At 27.1% G+C, this 25886-nt stretch carries 21 protein-coding genes; 8 read left to right on the forward strand and 13 right to left on the reverse strand.

The genetic code is table 11. From position 1 onward, the window contains the following. Window positions 1-34 precede the first annotated feature (34 nt). A complete protein-coding gene (locus ACNSOS_RS01495; RefSeq protein WP_418185678.1) occupies window positions 35-1312 on the forward strand; it encodes a (Fe-S)-binding protein in 1278 nt (425 codons plus the stop codon). Between the two features lie 3 nt (window positions 1313-1315). Then, complete coding sequence (gene lgt, locus ACNSOS_RS01500; RefSeq protein ID WP_418185679.1) at window positions 1316-2131, forward strand: prolipoprotein diacylglyceryl transferase; 816 nt, start codon at window positions 1316-1318, stop codon at window positions 2129-2131. 2 nt (window positions 2132-2133) lie between these two features. Here lgt and ACNSOS_RS01505 read toward each other — a convergent pair whose 3' ends face one another. The 5 genes from ACNSOS_RS01505 to ACNSOS_RS01525 all read right to left on the reverse strand — a co-directional run bounded on the left by ACNSOS_RS01505 (window position 2134) and on the right by ACNSOS_RS01525 (window position 7755). Further along, window positions 2134-2343, reverse strand: coding sequence for a hypothetical protein (locus ACNSOS_RS01505; RefSeq protein ID WP_418185680.1), 210 nt, complete (start codon window positions 2341-2343; stop codon window positions 2134-2136). 20 nt (window positions 2344-2363) lie between these two features. Then, window positions 2364-3062: a response regulator transcription factor gene (locus ACNSOS_RS01510; RefSeq protein ID WP_113910094.1), complete on the reverse strand. Its 699-nt coding sequence runs from the start codon at window positions 3060-3062 to the stop codon at window positions 2364-2366. 73 nt (window positions 3063-3135) lie between these two features. Continuing rightward, window positions 3136-5685, reverse strand: a complete 2550-nt coding sequence (locus ACNSOS_RS01515; protein WP_418185681.1) for a methyl-accepting chemotaxis protein — start codon at window positions 5683-5685, stop codon at window positions 3136-3138. A gap of 71 nt (window positions 5686-5756) precedes the next feature. After that, window positions 5757-6776 carry an aldo/keto reductase gene (locus tag ACNSOS_RS01520; protein WP_418185682.1) on the reverse strand — a complete coding sequence of 340 codons (1020 nt, stop codon included), beginning with the start codon at window positions 6774-6776 and terminating at the stop codon, window positions 5757-5759. Between the two features lie 4 nt (window positions 6777-6780). Next, a complete protein-coding gene (locus tag ACNSOS_RS01525) occupies window positions 6781-7755 on the reverse strand; it encodes an SLAC1 anion channel family protein (RefSeq protein WP_418185683.1) in 975 nt (324 codons plus the stop codon). A gap of 50 nt (window positions 7756-7805) precedes the next feature. Between ACNSOS_RS01525 and ACNSOS_RS01530 the strand changes: the two genes are divergently transcribed. Then, window positions 7806-8015, forward strand: coding sequence for a malate dehydrogenase (locus ACNSOS_RS01530; protein ID WP_418185684.1), 210 nt, complete (start codon window positions 7806-7808; stop codon window positions 8013-8015). Window positions 8016-8047: 32 nt separating this feature from the next. Here ACNSOS_RS01530 and ACNSOS_RS01535 read toward each other — a convergent pair whose 3' ends face one another. The 3 genes from ACNSOS_RS01535 to recR are packed head-to-tail and all read right to left on the reverse strand — an operon-like array spanning window position 8048 to window position 9729. Next, a complete protein-coding gene (locus tag ACNSOS_RS01535; RefSeq protein WP_418185685.1) occupies window positions 8048-8971 on the reverse strand; it encodes a dUTP diphosphatase in 924 nt (307 codons plus the stop codon). Between the two features lies 1 nt (window position 8972). After that, a complete protein-coding gene (locus ACNSOS_RS01540; RefSeq protein ID WP_113894645.1) occupies window positions 8973-9155 on the reverse strand; it encodes a uracil-DNA glycosylase in 183 nt (60 codons plus the stop codon). A 1-nt stretch (window position 9156) separates the two neighbouring features. Next, window positions 9157-9729: a recombination mediator RecR gene (recR, locus tag ACNSOS_RS01545; RefSeq protein ID WP_418185686.1), complete on the reverse strand. Its 573-nt coding sequence runs from the start codon at window positions 9727-9729 to the stop codon at window positions 9157-9159. Window positions 9730-9837: 108 nt separating this feature from the next. Between recR and dnaJ the strand changes: the two genes are divergently transcribed. Together dnaJ and ACNSOS_RS01555 are read left to right on the forward strand one after the other, a co-directional pair. Then, the gene (gene dnaJ / locus ACNSOS_RS01550) at window positions 9838-10947 is read left to right on the forward strand and encodes a molecular chaperone DnaJ (RefSeq protein WP_418185687.1); all 1110 of its coding nucleotides are present in this window, start codon (window positions 9838-9840) and stop codon (window positions 10945-10947) included. A gap of 32 nt (window positions 10948-10979) precedes the next feature. After that, window positions 10980-11573, forward strand: a complete 594-nt coding sequence (locus ACNSOS_RS01555; protein ID WP_418185688.1) for a hypothetical protein — start codon at window positions 10980-10982, stop codon at window positions 11571-11573. Window positions 11574-11631: 58 nt separating this feature from the next. Here ACNSOS_RS01555 and ACNSOS_RS01560 read toward each other — a convergent pair whose 3' ends face one another. Next, entirely contained in the window at window positions 11632-12450 is an 819-nt protein-coding gene (locus ACNSOS_RS01560; RefSeq protein WP_418185689.1) for a ferritin-like domain-containing protein, read from the reverse strand. 56 nt (window positions 12451-12506) lie between these two features. Between ACNSOS_RS01560 and ACNSOS_RS01565 the strand changes: the two genes are divergently transcribed. Genes ACNSOS_RS01565 through ACNSOS_RS01575 form a run of 3 tightly spaced genes read left to right on the forward strand, consistent with a single transcriptional unit; the run spans window position 12507 to window position 14985 of the window. Continuing rightward, entirely contained in the window at window positions 12507-13103 is a 597-nt protein-coding gene (locus ACNSOS_RS01565; RefSeq protein ID WP_418185690.1) for an MBL fold metallo-hydrolase, read from the forward strand. Beyond that, entirely contained in the window at window positions 13100-14002 is a 903-nt protein-coding gene (locus tag ACNSOS_RS01570) for a GGDEF domain-containing protein (protein ID WP_222718426.1), read from the forward strand. The genes ACNSOS_RS01565 and ACNSOS_RS01570 overlap by 4 nt, the downstream gene beginning before the upstream one ends. A gap of 8 nt (window positions 14003-14010) precedes the next feature. Continuing rightward, complete coding sequence (locus ACNSOS_RS01575; protein ID WP_418185691.1) at window positions 14011-14985, forward strand: GGDEF domain-containing protein; 975 nt, start codon at window positions 14011-14013, stop codon at window positions 14983-14985. Here the strand turns inward: ACNSOS_RS01575 and cmoB are convergent, their stop codons facing one another. From cmoB to ACNSOS_RS01595, 4 genes are all read right to left on the reverse strand, one after another. Continuing rightward, window positions 14986-15900: a tRNA 5-methoxyuridine(34)/uridine 5-oxyacetic acid(34) synthase CmoB gene (gene cmoB, locus ACNSOS_RS01580; protein ID WP_418185692.1), complete on the reverse strand. Its 915-nt coding sequence runs from the start codon at window positions 15898-15900 to the stop codon at window positions 14986-14988. A 30-nt stretch (window positions 15901-15930) separates the two neighbouring features. After that, on the reverse strand, window positions 15931-17685 hold the full coding sequence (locus ACNSOS_RS01585) for a diguanylate cyclase (RefSeq protein WP_418185693.1): 1755 nt from the start codon (window positions 17683-17685) through the stop codon (window positions 15931-15933). 116 nt (window positions 17686-17801) lie between these two features. Next, a complete protein-coding gene (locus ACNSOS_RS01590; RefSeq protein WP_418185694.1) occupies window positions 17802-18395 on the reverse strand; it encodes a helix-turn-helix transcriptional regulator in 594 nt (197 codons plus the stop codon). 92 nt (window positions 18396-18487) lie between these two features. After that, the gene (locus ACNSOS_RS01595) at window positions 18488-25765 is read right to left on the reverse strand and encodes a Calx-beta domain-containing protein (RefSeq protein ID WP_418185695.1); all 7278 of its coding nucleotides are present in this window, start codon (window positions 25763-25765) and stop codon (window positions 18488-18490) included. Between the last annotated feature and the right edge of the window lie 121 nt (window positions 25766-25886).

Raw genomic sequence — 25886 nt, forward strand, 5'->3', positions numbered from 1 at the left:
ATCTTTATTATAGATTTTATAAGGCTTTTTTTAAATGGAAAAATTTGACTATACGAAAATATCTGATGATTGTGTTAAATGTGGAAAATGTAAACCAGTTTGTACAATTTTTAATATAAATCAAGATGAAGCAACAAGCCCAAGAGGTTTTATAGATTTACTTGGAGCTTACAAAAGAGATGAATTAGAACTAGATGAAAATGCAAAAAATATATTTGAATCATGTTTTTTGTGTACAAACTGTGTTGAAGTATGCCCAAATGACTTACCAACAGATATGATAATAGAACAAGTAAGAAGTGATATTGCAAAAAAATATGGGATAGCTTGGTATAAAAGACTTTTTTTCTTTCTTTTAAGACATAGAAAAATTATGGATTTGATGTCAAAATTAGGATATATGTTTCAAACATGTGCTATTAAAATTGATGAAGCAAAAAAGAGTGCTGTTCCTCGATTTTCACTTCCAATAGTTAAAAAAAATCGTGCTTTACCTTATGCAGATAGTGTAAGCTTTTTAAATAAATATCCAGAAAATATATCTTCAAAAGAACAAAAAAAAGGTAAAGTTGCTATATTTATAGGCTGTATGAGTAACTATACATATACAAATACTGGTGATAGTTTAGTAAAAATATTAAAAAAACTAGAGCTTGACATTTTTATACCTAAAAAACAACTTTGCTGTGGAGCACCTGCATATTTTACAGGAGCATTTGATACTGTTGATTACCTAACTAAAAAAAATATTGAATATTTTGAAAGTTGGATAGATGATGTTGATGCTGTTATTATTCCTGAAGCTACATGTAGTGCAATGATAAACAAAGATTGGGAACACTATTTACATAACCAACCTGAGTGGCAAGAAAGAGCTATAAAATTATCTAAAAAAATATTTTTAGCTACAAAATGGCTAGAAAATAACACTGAATTAAAAGAGTTACTTGCAAAAAGTGGTAAAAAGTTTGACCAAATGGTAACATACCATGATCCATGTCATGCTAAAAAAATGCAAGGAGTTTGGAAAGAACCAAGAGAACTTTTAAAACAGAACTATGTTCTAAAAGAAATGAGTGATTCAAACAGATGCTGTGGTTTTGGTGGAGTTACTATGCAAACTGAAAAATATGAGTTTTCAAAAGCTGCTGGAGCTCCAAAAGCTGCTATGATTAGAGATACAAAAGCACAAATTGTAAGTGCAGAATGTAGTGCCTGTAGAATGCAAATAACAAACTCTTTATATTTAGCAGATGTTGATGTGGTATTTAAAAACCCAATAGAATTAATAGCTGAAGCTTTGGAGGATTAAAATATGGAATTTTGGCAAAATATATACTCTCACTTTAATCCTGTAGCTTTTAATATTGGAGAAATTGCTGTTCATTGGTATGGGATTATGTATGCTCTGGCACTTTTAAGTGCTATATTTATAGCAAAGTGGTTTATAAAATATGATAATATCAATATTTCTGATGATATTTTTGATTCATATATCTGGTGGGCTGAAATTGGTGTAATTTTAGGAGCAAGAATTGGTTATGTATTATTTTATGATACTCAAACAATGTATTATCTTTCACATCCTTGGCAAATATTTAATCCTTATGTAAATGGTACTTATGTTGGAATATCTGGTATGAGTTATCATGGAGCATTTTTAGGATTTATTATAGCTTCATATCTATTCTCTATTAGAAAAAAAGTATCTTTTTGGTTTATAACTGATATTGCAGTTCTTGGGATTAGTGCTGCATATATATTTGGAAGAATTGGAAACTTTTTCAATCAAGAATTAGTAGGTCGTGTTACTGATGTTCCTTGGGGAATTTATGTTGATGGAGTTTTAAGACACCCTTCACAAATTTATGAAGCAATTTTAGAAGGTTTAGTAGTATTTGCCATACTAGTTTATCTTAGAAAAAGAAAGACTTTTGATGGACAATTAGCTTTAATGTATGGAATTTTATATGCAATTACTAGAATTATTGCAGAGTTTTATAGACAGCCAGATTCTCAACTTGGATTTTTAGCTGGTAATTGGCTAACAATGGGAATTTTACAATCGTTAGTAATTTTAATAATTTGCTTAAGTTTATATTATTTAAGAAGAAAAAAACAAGTAGTTTAAAACTACTTGTTAAATTTAAAAGGTTTATTTTTTTTTAAAATCTTATAAAGTTTTGCATTTGCAATATCTTGAAGAAATTTTGGTTCAATTTCGTGAAGAGCAATAATATCAATAAAACCATTATCCATGTACCAACCTTTACCAGTATCAACAATCCTTTCAGATTCAAATAGTTCTATTAACTCATCTTTTGAAACAATAATTTCTTCCAATTTACACACCTATTAAAAAATTAATTCTTTACAATATCTATAGTATAACCTCTACCAGAGTGGTTCTTTATAATCTCATAATACGTCTTTTGTCTAATTTTATTTACAATATTTCTCATAGTGTAAATACTCATTTCTTTACCTTTCCATACAACTTCTTTTATCATATAGTAATCAGTAACTTCGTCTTTTCTATCTATTAAAAGTTTTAAGAATGATTTTTCTAATCTTGTGAAATCAATAATAGCTCCACCTTTTTTGAAAAATTGATCTCTATACTCATCGAAATAGATTCCATTACTTAACTCTATTTTATCAGACCTTTTTGTCTGATTAACACACATAAGTATTGCCATTCTTAGATTTATTAAATCGAATGGTTTAAGTAAAAAAGTATATGCTTGAATATTAATTGCACTGAAAACTTTACTTTCAATATCATCTGAAGATATTACTATTTTTGGAACAAAAGAAGCTACACTTTGAATTTTTAAAGAAATATCTTCAAAAACACTCTCTTTAATGTCTAAATCAACTACAATAATATCCGCATTAGAGATGCTTTTTGTATTTATATCATCACTACTTGATATAATTTTAATATCTTTAAATTCAGTGCCAAAGTTTGTTTTAATTTGCTCTTTAGTACTCATATCATCACTAATAACAAATACTTTTATATTACTTACTTTTCTAATATTTTTTATACTCTTTTCCATGTTCTCTCTTTATATAAATAATTTAATATGTAGAATAATAACAAAAAAATGACTATTTTGTCAAAGTATTTTATTATTTTTCTTTGTTACAATTAATTTCTCTGATACAATCTAAAGACTTAAAAACTTTAGTAGTATTAGCTTCTATACTATTTGAAAGTTCTAAAATCTTGTCATTTGAACTATTTTCAGAGTATAAATCAATAGTTTTTTGAACAAAACTATGTACATTATCATGAGCTATTTTCAATTCTTCCCACTCTTGTGTTTTTGCAAACTCATGATTTTCATGAGCATTTAACCATTTACCAAGATTACACTCTTTTGAATTTGTTACCGTAAAACTATGCCCCATTTTACACTGTGCAAAATTTTTATTTTTAAAATTTATATGGTCTGATTTTAATCTATTTATCTCAACAATCATACTAGTATCACAAATTCTTTTAATTGCTGATTTATCAAAACTTGTTTGATTTATAGCTTCATTTAATTCATCTGCAAGTTCCAAAGTTTTTGATGCCATTTCATTGATTGTTGAAGCTAAAGATGCATTTTTTTGGGTAGCTTGATCTAAACTATTTACAGTTGAACTTATTTGACTCATAGCTAATTGTTGTTCTTTTGAAGCATTTGAAACATCTTCAATTAGTTTTATTGTAATATCAATATTTTCATTTAATTCATTAAACCCTTCTATCATATTAGAAGTAATCTCTTTTCCTTCATTTGCTTTTTTTGTTGCATGTTCTACTAAATCTTTTATTTCCTTAGCAGCCTCTGCACTTCTACTTGCAAGATTTCTAACTTCTGCTGCAACAACAGCAAATCCTTTTCCAGCTTCGCCTGCTGTTGCAGCTTCTACAGCAGCATTTAATGATAATATATTAGTTTGAAAAGCAATGTTATCAATAACAGAAATAGCCTCATTGATAAGATTTACTTGATTATTTATTTCATCCATAGAAGTTGACGTTTTATACGCTAAATCTTTACCTATTTTTGTAGATTTTATAACATTTTGAGCATATTTTGACATATTTATAGCATTTTGCGTACTTCTAGTAATCGTTGCACTAATTTCTTCAATTGCAGCCGCTGTTTCTTCAAGACTTGCAGCTTGAATATTTGAGGAGTTACTTAAATTTGATGAAGCTTTTGCCAATTCTTTTGAACTAGAAGTTAATTCTACACTTGATTTATCAATTAAACACATAATTTCATTAATTGTTGATTGAGTTACTAAAATTCCATTTAATAAAGATGCTATTAATCCTGTAATATTATCTATTTTAGGAGCTTCATAATCAAACTTTGCATTTGATAATGCAACTAAAGCTTCACTCACAATCAAAAGATTATTACCCATTCTATCTATCATACTGTTAATTTCTATAATCAAAGAATTCACACTATTTGAATTAGCTTTAAGTTTTATTTTATCGTTAAATAAACCAGCATTAACTTTCTCTATAATATCTTTCGCTTCTTGTATTACTAAGTTATCCTTTTGTAATCCAATTTCAATAGAATCTAAATATTTATTAAAACTTGTAACAACATCTCCTATTTCATCATTTGATAAAACTTTTATTCTTTTATTTTGTCCACCAGAATTAACTTCTACTTCATCTATAGATTTTTTTAAATTGTAAATTGGCTTTATAATTCCATTTCGCATATTTAATAAAGATATAAGCATAGTTATTAAAAGAGATGCGACTAGAATAAATAAAGCTACAAATATTATTTTTGAAGCTTGTTCTATTTCATTTGTAACATCTGATATTGGCTCTGCAATCAAAGAAATACCTATATTCTTACCAGAGAAATCTTTAACCTCTGAATATGTATAAAAATATTTTTCAGTTATAAGATATTTATCTTGTAAAAGTTTATTAAAATTTATTTTTTTAGTATCTGCTAAAAAATCTTCGTTTATAAATTTTTGTGATATCACATATCTATCAAGTCTATTTTCATCTTTTATTTTAGATGTTGCCAAGCTTGCATCCATCAAAAGTAGAAATGATTTATTCTCTTCATCAAAAGATTTTGCAACTGAATTGAGCCCTTGCATAAACTCCATAGAACCAACATGATTGTTTTGTTCATCAAAAATAGGAACAACTGAACGAATACTCAATCCATCATTTCCTATTTCAAATCCATTTATTGCTTTCTTTTGGCTATTTACTTTTACAACACTTGCTCTAAAAGAGCTTAAATCATCACCAAAATCTGCTGGTTTCCATGAACGTAAGAAAGATTTATTATCTTTTGTATGAAGGTGAATCTGAATATTTTGGAATGGTGTTGATTCTTTCATTTTAGAAGATAGTTGAGCTAAAGTTTTTATAGCTTGCTCTCGATTATTCGTAGCTAAAGACTCTTTTATTGATGAATCATTTGCTATTGAAATTGCATTAGAAATACCAACATCTAATTTTGCTTCAATTTTTAAATCACTTAAAGAGTTTAAAGAACTAGTAACTTTTTTGTAAACTTCTGAAGTCAAATCATTTTTGTATTTATTTAAAATTAAATATCCAAATACTAAAACCAATATAGTAACAGATATATTGATAATAGTAAATTTCCAACTAATAGTTAAATTTTTCATTATGCCCCTTTTATCTAAATTGAAGCATTTTAGTTTATAATTATTTAAATATTAATAAAAATTATATTTTATTATCCCATGGGATATAAAATATCTCTTTGAATAGCCTCTATTTTACATAATAGTTCACTATCAATTTTAAAATCAAAAGCTTTTAAACTATCATCTAATTGTTCTATTTTTCTAGCTCCAATTATAGTTGAAGCTATAAAATCAAAGTGTTTAGAGTATGAAATTGCTAAAGTAACTGGACTAACTTCATACTCTGTTGCTAATTGTAAATATTTTTGTGTTGCTTCCAAAGTTTTGTCATTTACAAATCTATGTGCCATAGCCTGAACTCTTTTATTTTTTTCTTTTAAATATATAGAAAATCTTATATCAGGAGCTATAAAATCACTATTATATTTTCCACTTAAAACTCCACCAGCCATAGGAGAATATGGTAAAAGAGATATATTTTCTCTTTTACAAACATTTGCTAATTCATCAAAAAATCTTGGATTTAATAGTGAGAAATTATTTTGAATAGATTCAAATCTTGCAAAACCTTTAAATTTACTAGTTTCATTTGCTTTTGTAAGTCCGTAAGCACTATCATTTGAAGTTCCAATATATCGAACTTTTCCCTCTTTTACTAAATCATCAAAAGCTTTTAAACTCTCTTCTATTGGAACAATAGTATCAGGCCAATGCATTTGATATAAATCTATATAATCAGTTTGAAGTCTTTTTAAACTACCTTCAACAGCTCTTTTTATATGAAAACTATCAATGGCAGTAAATCCATGTCGTACTGGTGGCACAAACCAACCAGAAGCAGCTCCAGCTATTTTTGTAGCTAATATAACGCTATCTCTAGGCTTTGTTTGAAGCCATTCTCCAACAATAAGTTCTGTATTCCCAATAGTCTCTTTTGTAGGAGTTACTGGATAAAGTTCTGCTGTGTCAAAAAAATTTATACCTTTATCATAAGCCTTATCCAAAATCTTAAATGCTTCATCTTTTGAGGTACTACTTCCAAAAGTCATAGTTCCTAAACAAATTGAACTAACTCTTAAACCACTTTTACCAATATATCGATATTCCATAATCTTACTCCATAATACAAATTTCTTTTTTTAATATATGCTCTATAGTTTTAAAAGTAACTAAAAGCACTATAATAGTTGTCATTGCACTTAATATATAAGCCAAAATTTCATAAAAAGAATTTCTTGTTAAATCATACATTAAAATAGTGCTTAAACTAACTGCTGCCATAGGAAAAGTAAATGCCCACCATGATATAAAAAACTTAATTTTTAAAAAATTTTTATACATAAAAAATAGCAAAATAACAAAAAATATAGCTAAACTAAATAGCATTTGCGAAAAAAAGTCTAAAGTTTGATTTAATTTTATATATGAAATAAAACCAATTGCTGGTGGTGCTATTAATATAAACATTGTTGGCATAAATTTTGCTACAAAAGACTTATGAAAGATAACTCTATTTAAAATAATAGCAAATAGAATAATCCAAAAAAATATCCCTATTGAAAAATAAAAAATCAATACTTGACTATCTACAAAACCCATTCCAGCTATAGGAACAATCAAATTTCCAACAATTGGAATAAACCAAGCTGGATTTGAGTGAACTATTTCAAAATCACTATTTATCCAAAACCTAATTGTATAAAAAGTAAAAAATATATGTAAAATGGCTCCTACATAAAAAAACATTTCTGAAGCTTCCATATAATAATCTCTATAAGTTGCTGATAATATAAGCATTGATATTGAACTTGCTGCAAAAAAGTTTATTCTTACTGGATGATTTAACTCTTTTATAACCTCTTCTTTATATTTTATAATTTTTAAAAGATATGTAAATACTAAAGTAAAAAATAAAATAGTTGTTATACTTATTAAAGTTGTAGCAAAGATTTTTGGAAAATTAAAAGTTGCATATAATCTTTCAAAAACCAGTGTCAACCCACCAAGTCCCATAACTGTTGCAAACATCATAATTGGGAAAAACTGCAATCTATTTGAAGGAATTGCTTTTATACTCTCTTGTTGCATTTTTAAATCCTATTTTTGTAAAATTATTTATATTAAATTTTGGAGTTAATTTGGCAAAAAGTAAAAAATTAGTAGATTTAAAACATGGAAATTTTACATTTACACAAAAAGATGAGACTATAAAACTACTAAACTTTAATCAAAACTCTATGGATGTAGAAGTTGCTATTTTTAAAAATGATAAATTTGTTAAAAATAGCAAAATGGCTTTTGCTCACTTACCCAAAAATCTAAAAATAAAATTAAATCCTAAGGCATAAGCTTAACATAAGTTAATATTATGCTATCTTAATTAGTTCTTTTTATATTCAACTTCTAGTTGTTCATATAGATGTACAAAACTTACATCTTCCATTTTTTCTAGTAAACTTACCATTACTACATTATCTTCATTACCATTCCAAACTTTTATATAAGTTCCTTCTTTATAGCCATTATCTTGTCTAAATTGATTTAAGCAATTTTTACCAATATATAATTTTTGAAGCCAAGTAAAAGACAATCCAGCTACTTTACAAGTTCTAAAGAACTGTTCTATAAATCTTTCTATTCCACTAAAAGATGGCATATTTTTTGTATCAATTGCTAAAGAAATATATGATAATTTTTCAGCTTCTTTAACAACAGCTTTTATATCTATTTCACTTGATGCTTCATATATACAATGAGTATTTACTAAAGATACTGCTTTTGGAACATTTGTTTCTTGTAAAATATAGCTCATTAAAAAATGCCAAATATCAACCAATTCAACATGAATATTGTTCATATCTGGACTTGAATTTATATTTTTCCAATGTTTCCATGGAGTTGAATCTATGAGTTCAGCAACCTCCATATGAATACATCTAAGCCAATTTATCTCTTTTCCAAATTTATTTATTCCTAACTCCCAATGATTCCCATTTGTTGAGTCATTTAACTGTTTTTGTAATAAAAACATCTCTTCAAGTTTTGATGGAAAAGATGAAGCTTCTTCTAGTAATGTTGCAAGAGGTAAACACTCTTCAACAATATTTTCTAAAGATATACTAGCAGGTAAAACATCTTTATCACCTTTTAAAGTATGAATAAGTAGTGATACCAAATATGGAACTTCATCATTTTCTATCCAAACTAAAACTTCATCTGAGCTTATTTTTGCATAAGTTATAAACTCATCTACAGAGTTAAAACCTACACTTTTTATTGCTTCTTTAAAATCTTTATATAACAAACTAACTCCTATTTTCAAATTTTTTTTCTATAAAAAGTTTACAATCTTCACCACTACTATTTTTAACAACAATAGAAGGAAGAGTTCTTGATTTAAATCCATAAGATTTACATCCATGAGGTTTATTTACTTCCCAAGTTACAAAATAGTGCATACATTTTTGGCATACAACTCTTTTTTGCATTTCACACCACAACTTTACTTTGAATAGCTTTTGATAAAGATAATAAATCAACATTTTCAAGGCTTACTCCTGTTGGAACACCTTGGGCAATTTTTGTAAAAGTTATATCAAAATCTTTTAGTTTATCTTCAATAAATAGTATAAAAGCATCATTTGCAATAGATGGAGTTATAGCAAAAAGTATATTTTTAACTTCATTATTTTTTATAAAACCTTGAAGCTTAATAATCTCATCAATAACTAACTCATCTATTACAAAATATCGTCCATCAAACTCTTTTGATTCTTCAATAATAAATATGTCTTTTGCACTTTGAACAATACAAAGCTTTGTTTTATCTCTACTTTCATCTAAACAATATTCGCAAATCTCATTTTCACTCATAGAACCGCATCTTTTACATTTTTTTATGCTTTTTAATGCATTTTCTATACTATGAGCTATTTTTATACCGCAATAGTTATCATTCATTACAATATGATAAGCAAGCCTTAAAGCTGATTTTTTACCAATAGTTGGTAGAGATTCAAAAGCTTCAACTAATTCATAAAATTTTTCTAATCCTCTATTCATTTTGGGATTATATCGAAATAAAAATTAATCAGCTTAATAAGAAATTATTTACTTTTTAGTTAAAATGCACGCTTTATAAAATTTTATTATATTTTTGGAGATTTAAAATTGCTTGAAATTGATTATTACGAATTATTGGAAGTAAATAAAACTTCGGACAAATCTACTATTAAAAAAGCTTACAGAAAGTTAGCTATGCAGTATCATCCAGATAAAAATCCTGATGACAAAGAGGCTGAAGAAAAATTCAAAGCTATAAATGAAGCTTATCAAGTTCTAAGTGATGATGATAAAAGAGCTTTATATGATAGATATGGAAAGTCTGGACTTGAAGGACATTCAAATAGAGGTGGATTTAGTGGTTTCGATGATTTAGGTTCAATGTTTGAAGAGATGTTTGGATTTGGAACAAATTCAAGAAGAAAAGAGAGAAAAACATATAATTACAATCTTGATACAACTGTAGATGTAACTTTAGAGTTCAATGAAGCTGTTTTTGGGTGCAAAAAAGAGATAAATTACAAATACAAAACTGCTTGTAAACCTTGTAGTGGAACTGGTGCAAAAGATGGAAAACTTTCTACTTGTAAAACTTGTGGTGGAGTAGGACAAGTACATTCAAGACAAGGTTTTATGACTTTTGCACAAACATGTCCAAACTGTTCTGGAAGTGGTCAAGCTAAAGTAGATTCTTGTAGTTCTTGTAAAGGTTCTGGTTATGAAGAATTAAAAGATAGCTTCAAAGTTGATATTCCAGAAGGTGTAAATGATGGAATGAGAATAAGAGTTTCAAATAAAGGAAATATTGCACCAAATGGACAAAGAGGAGATTTATACCTTCAAGTAAATGTAAAAGAAGATTCTCTTTTTGTAAGACATGATGATGATATTTATTTTGAAGCACCTATTTTCTTTACGCAAGTTGCATTAGGAACAAAAATAAAAATACCAAGTTTAAGAGGTGAATTAGAACTTAATATTCCAAAAGGAGTACAAGATAAACAACAATTTACTTTTAGAAATGAAGGTGTAAAATCTGTTCAGGGATATGGTAAAGGTAACTTAATTGTTCAAATTAAAATAGAATATCCACAAAGTCTAAACAGTGAACAAAAAGAGCTTTTAGAAAAACTTCAAGAAAGTTTTGGATTAGAAAGTACTCCTCATGAAGCAAAATTCGAAGGAGTATTTGACAAGGTTAAGAAATGGTTTTCTTAAAAATATAAATTATAAAAAAGGGGAAATATAAAATGAAATTAGATTATGTAGGGTTTAGACCTATCATAAGCCAACATGGAATTGCATTTAAACAAGGGAAAGATGATAAATTTATCTATTTACCTTATGTATATGAAATCATAAATGCTTTAAAAAACAACTATGAATCACATAAGAATCACTCATATAATATAAAAATAAGTAAAGAAAATATTAGTAAACTACACAATAATATGATAGATTTTTTTCCATCTTTGGACAAGGAAATTGAAAATAAAATAGCTGCTTATGAAAAACATTTGGATTTAGAGCTTGAAGATATCGAAAAAAGAACTCACTTAAGTGACATAGAAAAAGATATTTATAAAACAAATCTAAGTTTAATGAAAGACTATAGAATTAAAAGAGCAAAAAATAAAATTTTCTATTACTATAGTGTTCGAACAATTGCTGAAATTATAAAAGAAAATAGAATAAAAGAGATTAATATTCCTTTTAATGAAAAATTTTGGCATGTTTTTAAAACTTTGCAAGGTGTTTTAGCATCAGAAAAAATTAATAGTAATATAAAAGTAGAATATATTGATTCTACTCTTAAGCTAAAGTTTTTAACTTCAATTTACTAAAATTACTTAAAATATCAAGATTATTCATACTATAAATCTTGATATTTTATACAATAATCTAAAAACAATCTTCTTGTTTTGATAATTTCTTTAGTTCACTACAAGAAAAACCAGCTTCTTTTCTAGCACTAAAATTTAAGTCCATTTTCCTTTTTGAACTACCAGGAAAAACTTTTTCTATTAAATCTAAATATGTACTTTCTGGATCTAAATTGAGTCTATTGCACTCATATTTAAACCAAATATCGCCTTTTCTTACATGATCAACTTCCTCTTTTAATATAACTTCCAAAGCTTTAATAAATTTTATATTAAATTCATCTTTATTAGAATTTAATTTTTGCATAATTTTTGGATTTTGATCAAGACCATTTGCCTCCAAATATCTTGGAACACAGGCCATACGACTTAAAAAATCATTTGTTTGTTCCATAGCTTCAAAAAGATTTTTATGTACAGGGAAATCACCATATTTACCACCTAATTGATGCATCAAATCTTCAAGCATTAAAAAATGTCTTATTTCATCATTAGCAACTTCAAGCCAATCTTGATAATATTGTAGAGGCATATTTTTAAATCTTAAAGCAGCATCTAACGCCAAATCTACTGCACTATACTCAATATGCAAAATAGTATGTACTAGATATTTTTTTCCTTCAATAGTTCTAAAATTCTTTATTTCTGGTAAAGATGTAGGTTTTACAATATTTAAGAATGTTGAATAAGAAGGTAATTGTATAATTGGTGGTATATAGTCATCATTAAAATATACACTATTAGTCAAAAATTTTTCATAAAAATATATAAATTTTTCAATCTTATCTTTTGGTAAATCAGTAAGTAAAATATCTTCTAGAACTTCATAATAATCCATATAAATTAACCTTTTTTTAGATATAATTGAGTAATTTTAGCTAATTAAGGTTTAAGATGTATATTAAAGTTCATCCTATGGGTGATTATCAAACAAATTGCTATATAGTAACTATAAATGATAAAGATATTATTATTGACCCAGGAGTAAATGCAACTGCTTGGATAAAGCAAAACAGTACGAATCCTATTGCTTTATTGAATACACATGGACATTTTGATCATGTTTGGTCAAATCAAGAAGTAAAAGAACTCTTTAATATCAAATTATATACTCCAGTAGATGATGAATTTATGCTTACTCTAAATCCTTATAATCTTGGTATGCCACCATCTAGTGCAGATGTTTTAGTAAAACCAGATGAGGAAATTGAAATTGAAGGAATAAAAATAAAATTTCACCATTTTTCAGGTCATACACCTGGTTGTAGTGTGATACAAATAGATGATACATTATTTAGTGGAGATTTTATTTTTAAAGGAACGATAGGAAGATTTGATTTCCCAAATTCAAATGCACAAGATATGAAAAAAAGTTTAAAAAAGATTTTAAAATGGGATAAAAACTTTCATATCTATCCAGGACATGGAGATAAAACAACACTTTACGATGAAGTTGATAATCTAAAACAATGGGAAAGACATATAAGATGAGTAATTTTTTTGAAAATTTAACAAAATTATCTCATAAATTAACTTTAACTGAACAAAATGAAATTTTTTTGGAAATTTTTGAATTCTTAAAAATAAATTTTCAAATCTCATATCTAAAAATATTTCTCAAAAAGAATGATATATCTAGCCTTATTTTTGATAATTCAATAGAAGATGAAGAATCTTTTTTTTATACATACAAACTCAAAGTATCAAAAAACCTTGAATTAACTTTTGGATTAATTTTTAATGATAAAAGCATACTTAATAATGTAAAACAAAATAATACAAATATTAATATATCTCTTGAAATTTTATCTATCAATATTTATGCTAAATATTTGGAAAATACTATATCAGATATTTTAATTATTGATACATTAACAGGGTGCTACAATAGAACTTATCTAAATCATTATATAAGATCAATATTTAGCCTAGCGTTAAGAGAAAGAAAAAAAATAGCATTTTTAAAAGTTGGAATAGATCATTTCAAAGCTGTTTTAGATGAATTTAACTATGAAATTGGTGATAAAGTAATAAAAAGATTATCAAAAGTATTAAAAGAAGGTGTAAGAGATTCTGATTTAGTTGTAAGAGTATCTAATGATGCTTTTTTAGTACTTTTACAAAATATAAATGAAGAAGAAAATGCCTTACTTGTTGCAAATAAATTAATAGATTCTTTTAAAAAAGAAAAAATAGTTGTAGATAGCTATACTCAGCAGGTTTTAATGAAAACTATTTGTATTGGAATTGCACTTTATCCAAAAGATGGTGAAGATTTAGATACAATTATAAAGAAAGCAGATATTGCAATAAGAGAAGCAAAAAATAGTGGTAGAAGTAAAGCGTTTATATTTAGTGAAGAAGAAACATCAAAAATAGAGCTTTTTTAGGTAGATTTATGAAAAATAGTATTTTAGATTTGGTAAAGCAGTCAGCAAAAGATCAAAAAGCTTTTGAGGCGATAGAGAGCATTTTTAAATTATATGAACAATTGCAATATTCTTCAAATATAAATCAATTAGCTATTGATATTTTTGATTGGTTAGAACGAGAATTTAATGTAAAAAATATAGTATTTTCTTTATTTGATATAAATAACAATGATAAAATAAATATTTTATCAAGAGGAAAAGAGTTTTTTTTAGATGATGATTTATCACATTTTTTTATAGTAAATACACATACGAATATGAATGCTACAATATCTTTTTGTGCATCTTCAATTGAGCATTCCAATTTTTTAGAAGAAAATTACAATACTATTGATTCTGCATTTTTTATTATATCTACTATAGTTCAAAACTCTATTTTAAAGAAAAATTTTATAGAATCAGCTTCTTTAGACTCAGTTACTAATGTTTTAACTAGACATTATATTATTGATAATTTATCATCTTATTTAAAATTATCAAATAATAAACAAGATAAAATTTATTTATTAATGATAGGAATTGATAGATTTAAATCTGTTATCGATGAATTTGATTATGAAGTATCTGATAAAGTATTAGTTCAACTTGCAAGAGTTATACACTCAAATATAAATGAGTTTGATTTAGTTGGAAGATTAGAATCTGATACTTTTTTAGTTTCAATTTTGAGTAATGAAGATGAGCATCAAGCTTGTGAAATAGCAAAAAAGATAATCTCTGATTTCTCTGAAATTGAAGTTATTGTAGATGAAAAAAGTGGACAAACTTTGAAAAAAAGTGTAAGTATAGGTTTTGAAAGATTTGAGCTTGATTCAAATAAATCAATAAACGATGCAATAAAAAATGCAGATATTGCTTTATATGAAGCAAAAAACAAAGGTAGAGGACAATTTTTTAAATACTCTCAAATCTCTACAATTGAAAGTATTGAACTTTTTTGACTATAAAATTTTTCTAGCTTTTACATATACTCTTTTAGGTGCAGGATAACCTTCAACTGTTTTACTATCATCATTTGGGTCTAAAAAATCTTCTAAGCTTTCATCAAAAGACCAAATTGTTTTTCTTTGTTCTTGCGAAGTTGTAATTGTTGTAGCTAGTATTTCTATATTTTCAAATCCAGCTCGTTCAAGCCAATTTATAAGTGCAGAAATTGTAGGAATAAAATAAATATTTGGTATTTTAGAATATCTTTTATTTGGGGTCAAGCAAAGTTCTTCTTCTCCATCTATCATAAAAGTATCAATTATTATTTCACCTTTACTATTCAAGCCTCGTGCTAATGATTTTAAAGTTCCAACAGGATCAGCTCTATGATATAAAACTCCAAGCATAAAGATAAAATCAAACTTATGATTATAAAATTCCAAATGCTCAACTCCAAGCATCTCATAAACAATAGACGATTTTACAAAATGATTTATAAATTCAAATTGATGTAAAGTAAGTGGACTTGGATCAAATCCAACTAATCTTTTGGGACCATCTTCTAGCATTCTAAACATATAATATCCATTATTACAGCCAATGTCTGCAACAATCTTATCTTTTAAATTAAAATATGGACGTATTAGATTATATTTTATATTACTTTGCCATTCACTATCAATTTCTAAATCAAAGATTTTAAAAGGACCTTTTCTCCAAGGAATAAGTTTTTGAGCGGTTTTTAAAATAATTTCATACTCTTCTTGGCTTAAATCTGCCCTATTTCCTATGCTAAACCAATCACCATAATCTATTTCTAGATTTGATTTTTCTATTTTACATGATTCTTGTAGTTGCAAAAACCAAGGTTCAACATTTTTCCAATTTCTACAATCGTCTTTTTTCTTTTTAAGTTCTTCTAAATTCATAAGTGCAATTATAAGTAGTTTAGCTTAAATTTATTCAAAAATTTCAACTCTATCTCTTCCACTTTCTTTTGCTACATATAGTGCTTTATCTGCATTTGAAATTATCTCATTATAAGTTAAAATTCCTTGCTTATATGAAGAACAACCTATACTCATAGTTACAATATTTGGATAAGTTCTAAATGAATACTCTTTTATAACTTTATTAAGTTTTAATGCAAGTTCTTTAGCACCACTTAAAGGTGTTTCTGGACAAATAATTAAAAACTCTTCTCCACCCCATCTTCCAAGTATATCAACATTTCTTATATTGTTTTTTAAAATTTCTGCACTCTCTTTTAAGACATCATCCCCTACTTGATGCCCAAAATTATCATTTATATTTTTAAAAAAATCTATATCCATAATAATTACAGAAAATATAGTGTTATATCTTAAAAATCTATCCATATTTTCTTGTAAAACTTTGTCTAACTTGACTCTATTATACAATCCAGTCAATTTATCTGTAATTGATAGTTTGAAAAGTTCTTCATTTTTCAAAGATAATTCTCTTGTTCTATCCTCAACTTTTTGTTCCAATGAGTCTTGATACTCATAAATAGATTTTGCCATACATAAAAAAGAGTTGGACAAAATAGAAACCTCGACAATAGAACTATCTACTTTAGCAATAGAATCATATTTTCTATTTTTAATTTTTATACTCTCTTTTACCAATTGGATGATTGGTTTAACAATCATTTTTGAAAAATATAATATCACTGGTATCATCAATAATCCAATTATTACCAAAGTCATCATAAGTTTTAGAGTTTGAATATGATATGGTTGAATAATCTTTTTATAATCAGCAAATAAAATAATATATTCATCTTGACTACTATTTTTTATAGGTGCAATTTGCACAATATAACTTTTATTTTTTATCTCAACTATTTTTATCTCTTTAAAATATAAAATATTTTCATAAGATTTAAAAAATTCTTCAAGTAAACTATCATCTTTTGTGATAGAAGATATAGATTGTTTATCACTATTTCTAAATAAAAACAAATCCATACTATCTTGATCAATATTATCTATAAATATATTTTTAAAGTCTTCCATTAAAAAATCAATAGAAACAACATTTTTAGTATCATCTAATTCTCTTGAGTATGTCATACCATAAGTGTCTATATGTGAGTACTTGTAAGGAGGTGTTTTTATAGACTTTCCTCTATTTTCCAAGGCTAGTTTATACCAAGGTCGTTTTGTAGGATTATAACTATTATCTAATTCAACCTTTTTTGATGTTTCATTTAAATTTTCATCATATAAAAGAAGTTCTCTTTTTGCTATATTTTCACCATCAATTTTTATAAGCAACCATTTATCTGTTTCTTTTGCGTTATAAAGTTTTCTTAAATTTTCATCTATATCAAGACTTATGATTTCATAAAAGCTTCCATCTTCATATCCAGTATATACTGCATAAAAGTTTTTTTGTAATTTTAAGATCTCTATATAAGCTTTAAAATTTTCATCTTGTTCATTTTTATATTTTTTATTTATAAGACTTAACATTTCAATTGTGCTGAAATTTATATGCTCTACACTTTTTATTGAAGATTCAACATTATAAGATAGGCTATTAAGCTTTGTATTTATACTTTTTTTTGCTAGTTGATTATCTATATAGAGTAGTTGTATTCCAAAAATAACTATTATTAAAAATATTACAAATCCAAAAAGAGATAGAACTGTTGTTTTTAGAGATTTTTCCCTATTAAAAAAATTCATATAGTTATCCTTGACTAATTAACTTAAAAGCAGTTAATATAGCTAAACTAACAGAATTATTTAATTAAATATACTAAAGATTTATTTATATTTATAAAAATCTTAAAATTCGTTTCTTATATAAACAGTTTTGTAAATGATATCCTATCATGTACATCTAATTTATTGTAAATATTTTTAATATGTTTTTTAACTGTATTAATAGAGATATTCAATTCATCTCCTATTTCTTGGTTTTTATACCCTACTTTTAAAAATTCAGCTACTTTTTTTTCAGATATTGTAAGCTTATTTAATACATTATCATCAGTTTTTGAATATTTAATTTGTGCAATATCTCTTATCAAACCTTGAGTTATGTTTGGTAAAACCCAAATATAATTATTTTCTACAGATTCTATAGCAGATTTAAAAAATGATGAACTCATCAAAGAATTTCCATATCCATCTATACCTAAATCAAAATACCTTTTAGCATTTAATATATTTGGTTCTCTTTCTAAAATAATAATTTTATTATTGTTAGATTTTAATTTTTTAATTTTTTGTATTTTATTACTAATTTTTATGCAACTACTTAAAACTAAAATTGAATTTTCTATATATAAAAGTTCTTCTTCACTATTTAAAGTAGAAAATTCATAATTTTCTAAGAGTTTTTCCCATCTTGTAATAAGTGCAATATCGCTACTAAAAAGTTTGATTTTCATACTGTTTCCAACTATATCCTATATTCATAATTTAAAATATTATCTAAAAAATAATTAAAAAAGACATAAAAAGGGATTAATCCCCTTTTTATTTATAATATTGGTTGTTCTATCTCTTGTTGAACTTTTACTTTAACTGAAGGATCTGTTGTATTTGTATATTCATAATATCCATCAGTAGCTTGTTCTGATTTATTCCATTGATTTATATCTTTAAAAGTAACTTTATCTTTATTAGATCCAGTTCCACCACCGTAGATAGTAAGATTAATCTCTCCATTTTCACTTTTACCCATATCTAATACATCTTCTAGTGTAAGATTTAAAAGCTCATTTTTTGCTCCATTACCTGAACCTAAATTTATAGAAGTTATATCTTTTAATCCGATATTATAAGTTTCCCCCGTTTTTATTTCACCAATCTTATCAAAATCCAAACTCAGCTCTTTACCAAATGTAAAGTTGCCAGAAATATTGTCTATTTTAGCTAAATCTGTAATAGTAGTTTCAGTTGATTGTTCATCAGTACCATTTAAAGGATTTCCATTTGAATCTAGTTCTTGTGTCCAAGCTTTTGCAGTTACACTAGTAGTAGATTTTGTATCCATAAATTGGATTTTATTTATATCATCTACTTTTATACCTGAAATTGTCCATTTACTAGAAGCTACATCCCAAACTGCAGGTTTTGTTAAGCTTCCATCTTTTAGTTTAAACTGTGCATTTGCACTAAGTCCACTTAGTTCTAAGTTCATAACCTCACTACCATCTACATCTTTCATATTTGCATTTAGTTGTAAATCTGCCCACTGGAATACATTTTTAGTTATTTTTGTTCCACTTGCTGTTAGACCATCTGCCACTGGTGTTATTGTTCCAGTAGAATTTATAGTTTTTTCAATAGGAGTTGATAAATTTTGCTCATATACTGATAATTTAACATCAAAGGCAAAAGTTCCTGCCCAGTTTTCTGGTGCATTTACATATATTTCTGGTATTACATTGCTTCCAACTGTTGGGATTAGCCATTTATTTACACCTACATCTTTATTATCCCCATTTGGATTTAAAGTATAGCTTCCAGTTGAAGTTCCAATATTTGTAGCCATTTTAAGAGTTGTGCCATCCATATACCAAACTGTCATTCCATTTGGAATTTTATCTAGTACAATATTTCCTAAAGTTTCAGATTTATCTGTTATTACTAGAGGATTTGTACCATTAGCATCAGCAGTAATTGTTACTTTTAATGGATTAGCAAGTCCAAGTCCTGCAATAGCTAAATCTTCTGTTCCTGTTGCTACAACTGTACTAACATCTAATTTTGTATCAATAACAGGAGCAACTGTTATAGTTTTATCTCCTTTTGAGTCTAAAGTTACAGTACTTCCTGTTTCGTTATTTTGTACACTAACTTCAAACTTCACTTCTCCATCTCTATTATTTGCTGATTGATATGTTAATCCATTTATATCTCCAACTGAAAAAACAGAGCCATCGTTCTTTTTGATACTATACACAGTATTGCCATTTGAATCAGTAGATGTAGATGAAATTATATACCCAGCTGGTACAGTAAATGTTCCATTAGTCGCACCACCAGCTACTATATCTTTCCAATTTTCAACCACAGTTATATTAATAGTATCTCCTAGCACTGTTTTAGTACCATCACTTGGATTTGATAGATTTATATTTATAATACTTGTTCCATCTTCATTTATATTACCTGCTGTAATAGTTACAGTCATAGGGTCTGTTACAGGTGTAATATCATTTTCATGACTATTTATAGCCGTTCCTTCTTTAAATACTCCACCAGCAAATGTAGAAATAGTTGCACTAAATGTCATTTTACCATCTTTAACTCCACCTGTATTCATATCTTTTGGTGGTGTTACTATAACTTCTGATAATTTCTTCATAGCATCTGCTGCATTTCCTTCTCCTACAACTACATAGAAAGTTTTTCCACCTTCAACATACGAGTAATTATGTCCAGTTACAGTTGTTCCATCAGGGAAATCTGTGATAGTAATAGCATAATTTCCATTGTCTGGATGTCCATTTTCAGCAGTTACAACTATTGATTTTCCTAGATTATATTCATCTTGTTTTCCATCAGTTTTTGGATCACTATCATTGTCTTCATAGATAGTTGTTAGTTGTGTACTTAAATTAAATAGTGGTGGAGTTCCAGTTCCAGTTCCTGGAGTATAATCGTTTCCTTTTTCAATTCTTATAGTTTGTGAAGCACTCTCTACTTTTGCATCTCCACTATCCTTTGTATAAGTTGTGATTTTTATATCTCTGCTTTCAAAGTTTGAACCAGGATGTACTTTAAAAGTAATTTCTGATGAAGCACCATTTGTATCAAGTGCTTTGTCAGTTGGATTTTTTATAACCCAAATACCATTGTGTGGGCTTCCGTTGTATCCATAATATGTAGCACCAACAACCTCTACACCTTGTGGTACACCACTTATAACTATTTCTTGTACAGTTTCGCTACCATCTTTGTCATTGCTTTTAGTAGTAAAAGGTACTTTAAAATCTGCACTAGGTTCTTTTATAGTTACAGTTTTATCTACTATAGTTACTTTTGAATCAGTAGTTGTAGTTATAGCACCTAAATCTAAATTTGGTTGGTCTGTTACAGCTTTAATATTTATCTCATAATCAAAGTTTGATGTTTTTGTATCAGATACTCCATTCACTGTATCTTTTACGATATATTTTACATCAAATTTGTAGTTTCCATGAGTATGTTCTGCTGTATTTTTTGCATAAACATTTTCCCATTGTGCTTGTATAAGTTTATAATATCCATCTTCTTTTGTAGCAATATCAATTAATTTTGTCCCTGTACCATTTCCAATATATAGAGTAAAATCTTTATTTTCTATATCACTAGCTTTTATCATAATACTCTCTAAAGTTTCATTAGTATCACCATCTTTATGTGCAATACTAAAATCAACTTTAAATATACTATCTTCATCTCCTGTTGTAGATTTATAAATTTCAGCCTCTGCCACTGGATTTACAAACAATTTAACATTTTGCTCAAAGTGTGTTTTACTACTATTTTCTTTTTCTGTTTCTGTTGTGATATATTTTAGTTTAATATCTCCTAATGTTCCACTAAAATTTTTACCAAATTGTAATTTAATATTGTCTAAGTCTGTAGATTTTATAACATACTCATTTCCATCTATATGATATTTTTTACCATCTACCATAGTAACACCATTTGGAAGAGTGATTTTTATAGATAAAACTTCTGAGCCATCTTTATCAAAAGAGCTAGGAGTTCCATTTTTGTAAATATCTTTTAGATAGAAGTCTGTATCCTCTACTGCTTTTATATATGTTTCTCCACCAATAGTTACAATTTTATCTCCACTATCTACAAGTTCTGTATTTATAGGCTCATCTGCCACATTTTTAACAATTACACTCATATCAAGAGGAGTTCCATTATTATATTGTTCTTTTACAGTTACAATTTTTTCATCTATAATAGCACTTGATACCTTTTCGCCTGAAATTTTGAAAATATAATCACTATCATCATTGTGTGGCGGTATAAATTTTGGTTTATTAGAGTTTTGATAATCTAATATCTCTACTTTATAAGTATCATCACCATTTTTTGTTATAGATATATTTCCAGTTTTTCCACTTGTTAGCTCTTTTTTTGTAGTATATTCTGTGCCACTTTTTGAATACTCATAGATTTTTCCATCTGCTTCAACACCAACTAATTTATAAGTTTTTGTACTATTATCATATATATACAGACTTCCACCAACAGGTACTTTATCTATCCAAATAGTTGCTGTTTCACCTTTTACTCCTAAATTTGAACCTTTTGGTTCAATATTTAATGTTAAACCATTTTCTGGATTTGTGATATTTCCACTACTTGAAACAGTTGCCCCATTTGAATTTAAGATATTATTTTTACCTCTTCCTGCATCTTCATTTCCAATAGCTTGAGCTATTTGGATAGTCATATCTGAAGAATTTTTATCTATAATACTTGGCATAACATTTATTTTGAAATTTACACTATCTGTTTTTTCTACTCCCCATTTAGTGCTATCCCCTTTCTCTTCAACTCCTTTATCTACTACTTTTAGAGTGATAGTTCCTTTTACAGTTCCCGCATAGTATTGTGGAAGTTTTATACTAAAATTAGGGTCAGCATCTTGATTGTTTGTATTATTAAATTCTATTGTAGCTTTTCCATCATCACCAACAGTAACTTCTTGTTTGTTACCGTCTTTTCCAATAGTTACAACTGTGCCTTTTGGTAAACCTGTGATTTCATAAGTTCTTATTTCACTTCCATCTAAATCAAGATTTGTATCAGTACCTGCTCCACTTGTAGAAGACATAATAGCTTTTATATCCAATGTATTATTTTGTGCTTTATTTATAGATGTAAAAGTATATGTTTTATCACCATTACTTATAGTTCCTTTAGAAGTATCATCCCATTTTATAGAGATATTATCAGTTACAGGTAAAATATTTACTTCCATGTCTGCATATACTGTTTTTAAATAATCAGAATTTCCAGTTAATGGTACTCCACTATCATCGAGCTCATACGATGTTACACCTATATTTATTGTTATATCTGTATCATTATCTTCTGAATGTTGGATTTTTAGGTTTTCATACTCTGTTTTTGTAAGATATAAAACATTTCCACCTTTTGTCGGTAAAGTTCCTTTATGATGATAATCTGTATCTATTTCTGTTCCACCTGAAGTTTTTACTATCACAACTTTTATCTCTTGATTGTTTGAGTTTATAGTTGCTACATCTATAGTTCCATTAAATAGTTTTGCTCCTGTTACACTTAAACCATTTGTAAATTTAAGAGTAATCTCCCCATTTCTTTCAGGAGTATCTCCAGCTCCACCATTTTTATCTGTTTGGTCTTTTGAAAGTGATGGAAATATAAGGCTTAAAGGTATTTTATTTGTCCCTTCTGCTTTGTTTCCATCTGATTTTATATTGTAATTTGAAGCATCTTCATAAGCTATTACATTATTTACATTTACAGTTGGAACATCTGCTACAGGAGTTACTGTAACTTTAACATTTTTGAACTCTGTTGTATTATCATTATTTACAGCATAGTATAAAAATTTAACATCTCCAGATTTTGTATAATCACTATAATCATCATATGGTTTAAAGGTAAATTGACTATTACCTTTATCATAAGTGATAGTTCCTATTGGTTTATCATTGTCATATAATATAACTTGTCCATTTTCAGGAACTTTTACAAAACCTTTTCCATTATCTACAAACATATCTTTAATATTATTTGATATAGTTAAATTGTTTGATGTATCTTCTTTTGTCTCTATTTTTACATCATCAGGATTTGTATCATATATAGAACCTGTTACACTGTTTTCTGTTGGGTGTTTTGCCACATTTTCAAATGGATTTCCATTTTGAGTGATTTTAGAAATAGTTAGTTCATAAATCTCTAAATTCTCTGTAGAGTTATCAAATATTGCAGGATTTTTTATCTCTAATATATAAAAACCATTTGCATCTTTTGGTGTATTACTATCTATTGCGATAATTGTTTTATTTTTAAAATCTCCACCATCTTTAAAATCACCCTCTACTACAGCTCCTAAAATATCTTTATATTCTAACTCTATAGTGATACTTTTTCCTGAAGGGATTTCCACAGGTTTTCCATCTTTATCTACAAGTTGTAAATAATGTTTTAAAGTTGAATTATCTAAATTTGCATTAACATCAACACCTTCTTTTACAGTAGCACTATTTATTAATTTTACATATACTGTATCTTCTTGTCCATATCCTCCATCTTCTTTCCCTGGATTTATTGGGTTTGAATTATCTAAAATAGTTGTTGTAATATCTTTTTGATTTCCATTTTTATCACCTATTACTATATTCTCAAACTCATTTGTTGTTTCCACTTGTGTTATTTCTAGCTTAAAATTTTCTCCATTATCAGCTAAATAATCATCTTTTGTTTGTACATCAAAAATTTCTGATTTTGAAGTTCCTGCTTTGATAATAATATCTTTTTTTATATAGTCACCATCTTTATATTCTGTATCATCGTTTGATGTTGAAATATTTTTATATATAACTGTTACTTTTGTATCTTTTGTTACAACTACAGGATTTCCATCTTTATCTATGATTTGAACTGTATAATTAGCTTTATCTCCTTCATTTACAGTTTTATCTCCAGTGATTACTACAAATACTGTATCTTCTTCTCCATAAGTTCCAGTTTCACTATCAGGTTTATTTGGATCTAGTGGATTATTATTTGCTGGTGGATTATCTAAAATCGTTCCTACACCTTCTGGTTTTGAAACTACTACATTTCCTATTGGATTTGAAATAGTGATCTTCATATTTTCACCGTTGTCAGATACATAATCATCTACTACTGGAACTTTTATCTGTACACTTGTACTTCCAGAAGGGATTGTTATATTTCCTTCAACATCATGATAATCTTTTCCACTTTCTGCTGTATTTTGTGAAGTTTTATAGTTAAATGATATATTTTCTCTTGTTGGTTGATCTATAGTCACTGTGAATATCAAAAAACCTTCACTTTCATAAACTGTTACATCATCTACACCTAAAGTTACTAAAGGAAGTGGTTCTTCAGGAATTACAGGTACAACTGGAGTGGGAATTGGTGTTACTGTTGGTGGAGTAACATTTTCTATTGGAGTTGAAGTTGGTCTATCTATTGGAATTGTAACGATTGGAGTTATGTTACCTAAAGGTTTTGAGTTTAATTTATCATAATCATCACCTTTTTCTACCTCTTTATAAGTTTGAGTTTTTACCCATGATTTTTTTCTCAAATCACTTATAACATCTACAATATCTCCATTTCTAGAAGCAAAAGTACCTATACTTCCTTCAGTAACTTCTTCCTCTTCTTCCCCTGCTGTTGTTTCTTCTTCTGTAATATCTATAAAATCATCAAAATCAGCATCTCTTAAATCACTCCATACATTAGCAATCTCATTGTGAGCGTCTAAAACTTGTTCCATTGCTTCTCTTGTAAAAAATAGCTCCTCATTTCCAAATGCTGTTTCAATCAAAGAACTATCTATAAGTTGTTTTTGTCCTTGCATTAAAACAATTACATCATTTCCATCTAAAAGAATCTCTATTTTAGAAGAGTTTGAATTCGAAATATCACCATATACCGTGTCATTTTCAAAAACTATATCTCCCTCTTTTAACTCTTTTATATTTCCATTGTGATCTTTTACTAAAAACTTTCCATTTTCTATTGATTGTACTTTTCCAGCTTGAGTTGCCATAAATATCCTTTTAATATTTAGATTTTTAATGATGGTATCTTATTTTATTTTCTAAAAACAGTACCCCTTCGGGTACTATTTAGTGTTTTTAAATTTCTAAACCTTTTATAATTAATATCTT

It is taken from the genome of Aliarcobacter vitoriensis (assembly GCF_048320235.1).
Taxonomy (GTDB): Bacteria; Campylobacterota; Campylobacteria; order Campylobacterales; family Arcobacteraceae; genus Aliarcobacter; species Aliarcobacter vitoriensis.

Excerpts from the sequence above, each read along its gene's own strand:
- ACNSOS_RS01565 (WP_418185690.1), top strand. The coding sequence starts at position 12,507 with ATGTATATTAAAGTTCATCCTATGGGTGATTATCAAACAAATTGCTAT.
- ACNSOS_RS01510 (WP_113910094.1), bottom strand. The coding sequence starts at position 3,062 with ATGGAAAAGAGTATAAAAAATATTAGAAAAGTAAGTAATATAAAAGTA.
- ACNSOS_RS01555 (WP_418185688.1), top strand. The coding sequence starts at position 10,980 with ATGAAATTAGATTATGTAGGGTTTAGACCTATCATAAGCCAACATGGA.
- ACNSOS_RS01575 (WP_418185691.1), top strand. The coding sequence starts at position 14,011 with ATGAAAAATAGTATTTTAGATTTGGTAAAGCAGTCAGCAAAAGATCAA.
- ACNSOS_RS01560 (WP_418185689.1), bottom strand. The coding sequence starts at position 12,450 with ATGGATTATTATGAAGTTCTAGAAGATATTTTACTTACTGATTTACCA.
- ACNSOS_RS01540 (WP_113894645.1), bottom strand. The coding sequence starts at position 9,155 with ATGCAAAAAAGAGTTGTATGCCAAAAATGTATGCACTATTTTGTAACT.
- ACNSOS_RS01520 (WP_418185682.1), bottom strand. The coding sequence starts at position 6,776 with ATGGAATATCGATATATTGGTAAAAGTGGTTTAAGAGTTAGTTCAATT.
- cmoB (WP_418185692.1), bottom strand. The coding sequence starts at position 15,900 with ATGAATTTAGAAGAACTTAAAAAGAAAAAAGACGATTGTAGAAATTGG.
- lgt (WP_418185679.1), top strand. The coding sequence starts at position 1,316 with ATGGAATTTTGGCAAAATATATACTCTCACTTTAATCCTGTAGCTTTT.
- ACNSOS_RS01525 (WP_418185683.1), bottom strand. The coding sequence starts at position 7,755 with ATGCAACAAGAGAGTATAAAAGCAATTCCTTCAAATAGATTGCAGTTT.
- ACNSOS_RS01515 (WP_418185681.1), bottom strand. The coding sequence starts at position 5,685 with ATGAAAAATTTAACTATTAGTTGGAAATTTACTATTATCAATATATCT.
- ACNSOS_RS01495 (WP_418185678.1), top strand. The coding sequence starts at position 35 with ATGGAAAAATTTGACTATACGAAAATATCTGATGATTGTGTTAAATGT.
- ACNSOS_RS01570 (WP_222718426.1), top strand. The coding sequence starts at position 13,100 with ATGAGTAATTTTTTTGAAAATTTAACAAAATTATCTCATAAATTAACT.
- ACNSOS_RS01585 (WP_418185693.1), bottom strand. The coding sequence starts at position 17,685 with ATGAATTTTTTTAATAGGGAAAAATCTCTAAAAACAACAGTTCTATCT.
- recR (WP_418185686.1), bottom strand. The coding sequence starts at position 9,729 with ATGAATAGAGGATTAGAAAAATTTTATGAATTAGTTGAAGCTTTTGAA.
- ACNSOS_RS01590 (WP_418185694.1), bottom strand. The coding sequence starts at position 18,395 with ATGAAAATCAAACTTTTTAGTAGCGATATTGCACTTATTACAAGATGG.
- ACNSOS_RS01595 (WP_418185695.1), bottom strand. The coding sequence starts at position 25,765 with ATGGCAACTCAAGCTGGAAAAGTACAATCAATAGAAAATGGAAAGTTT.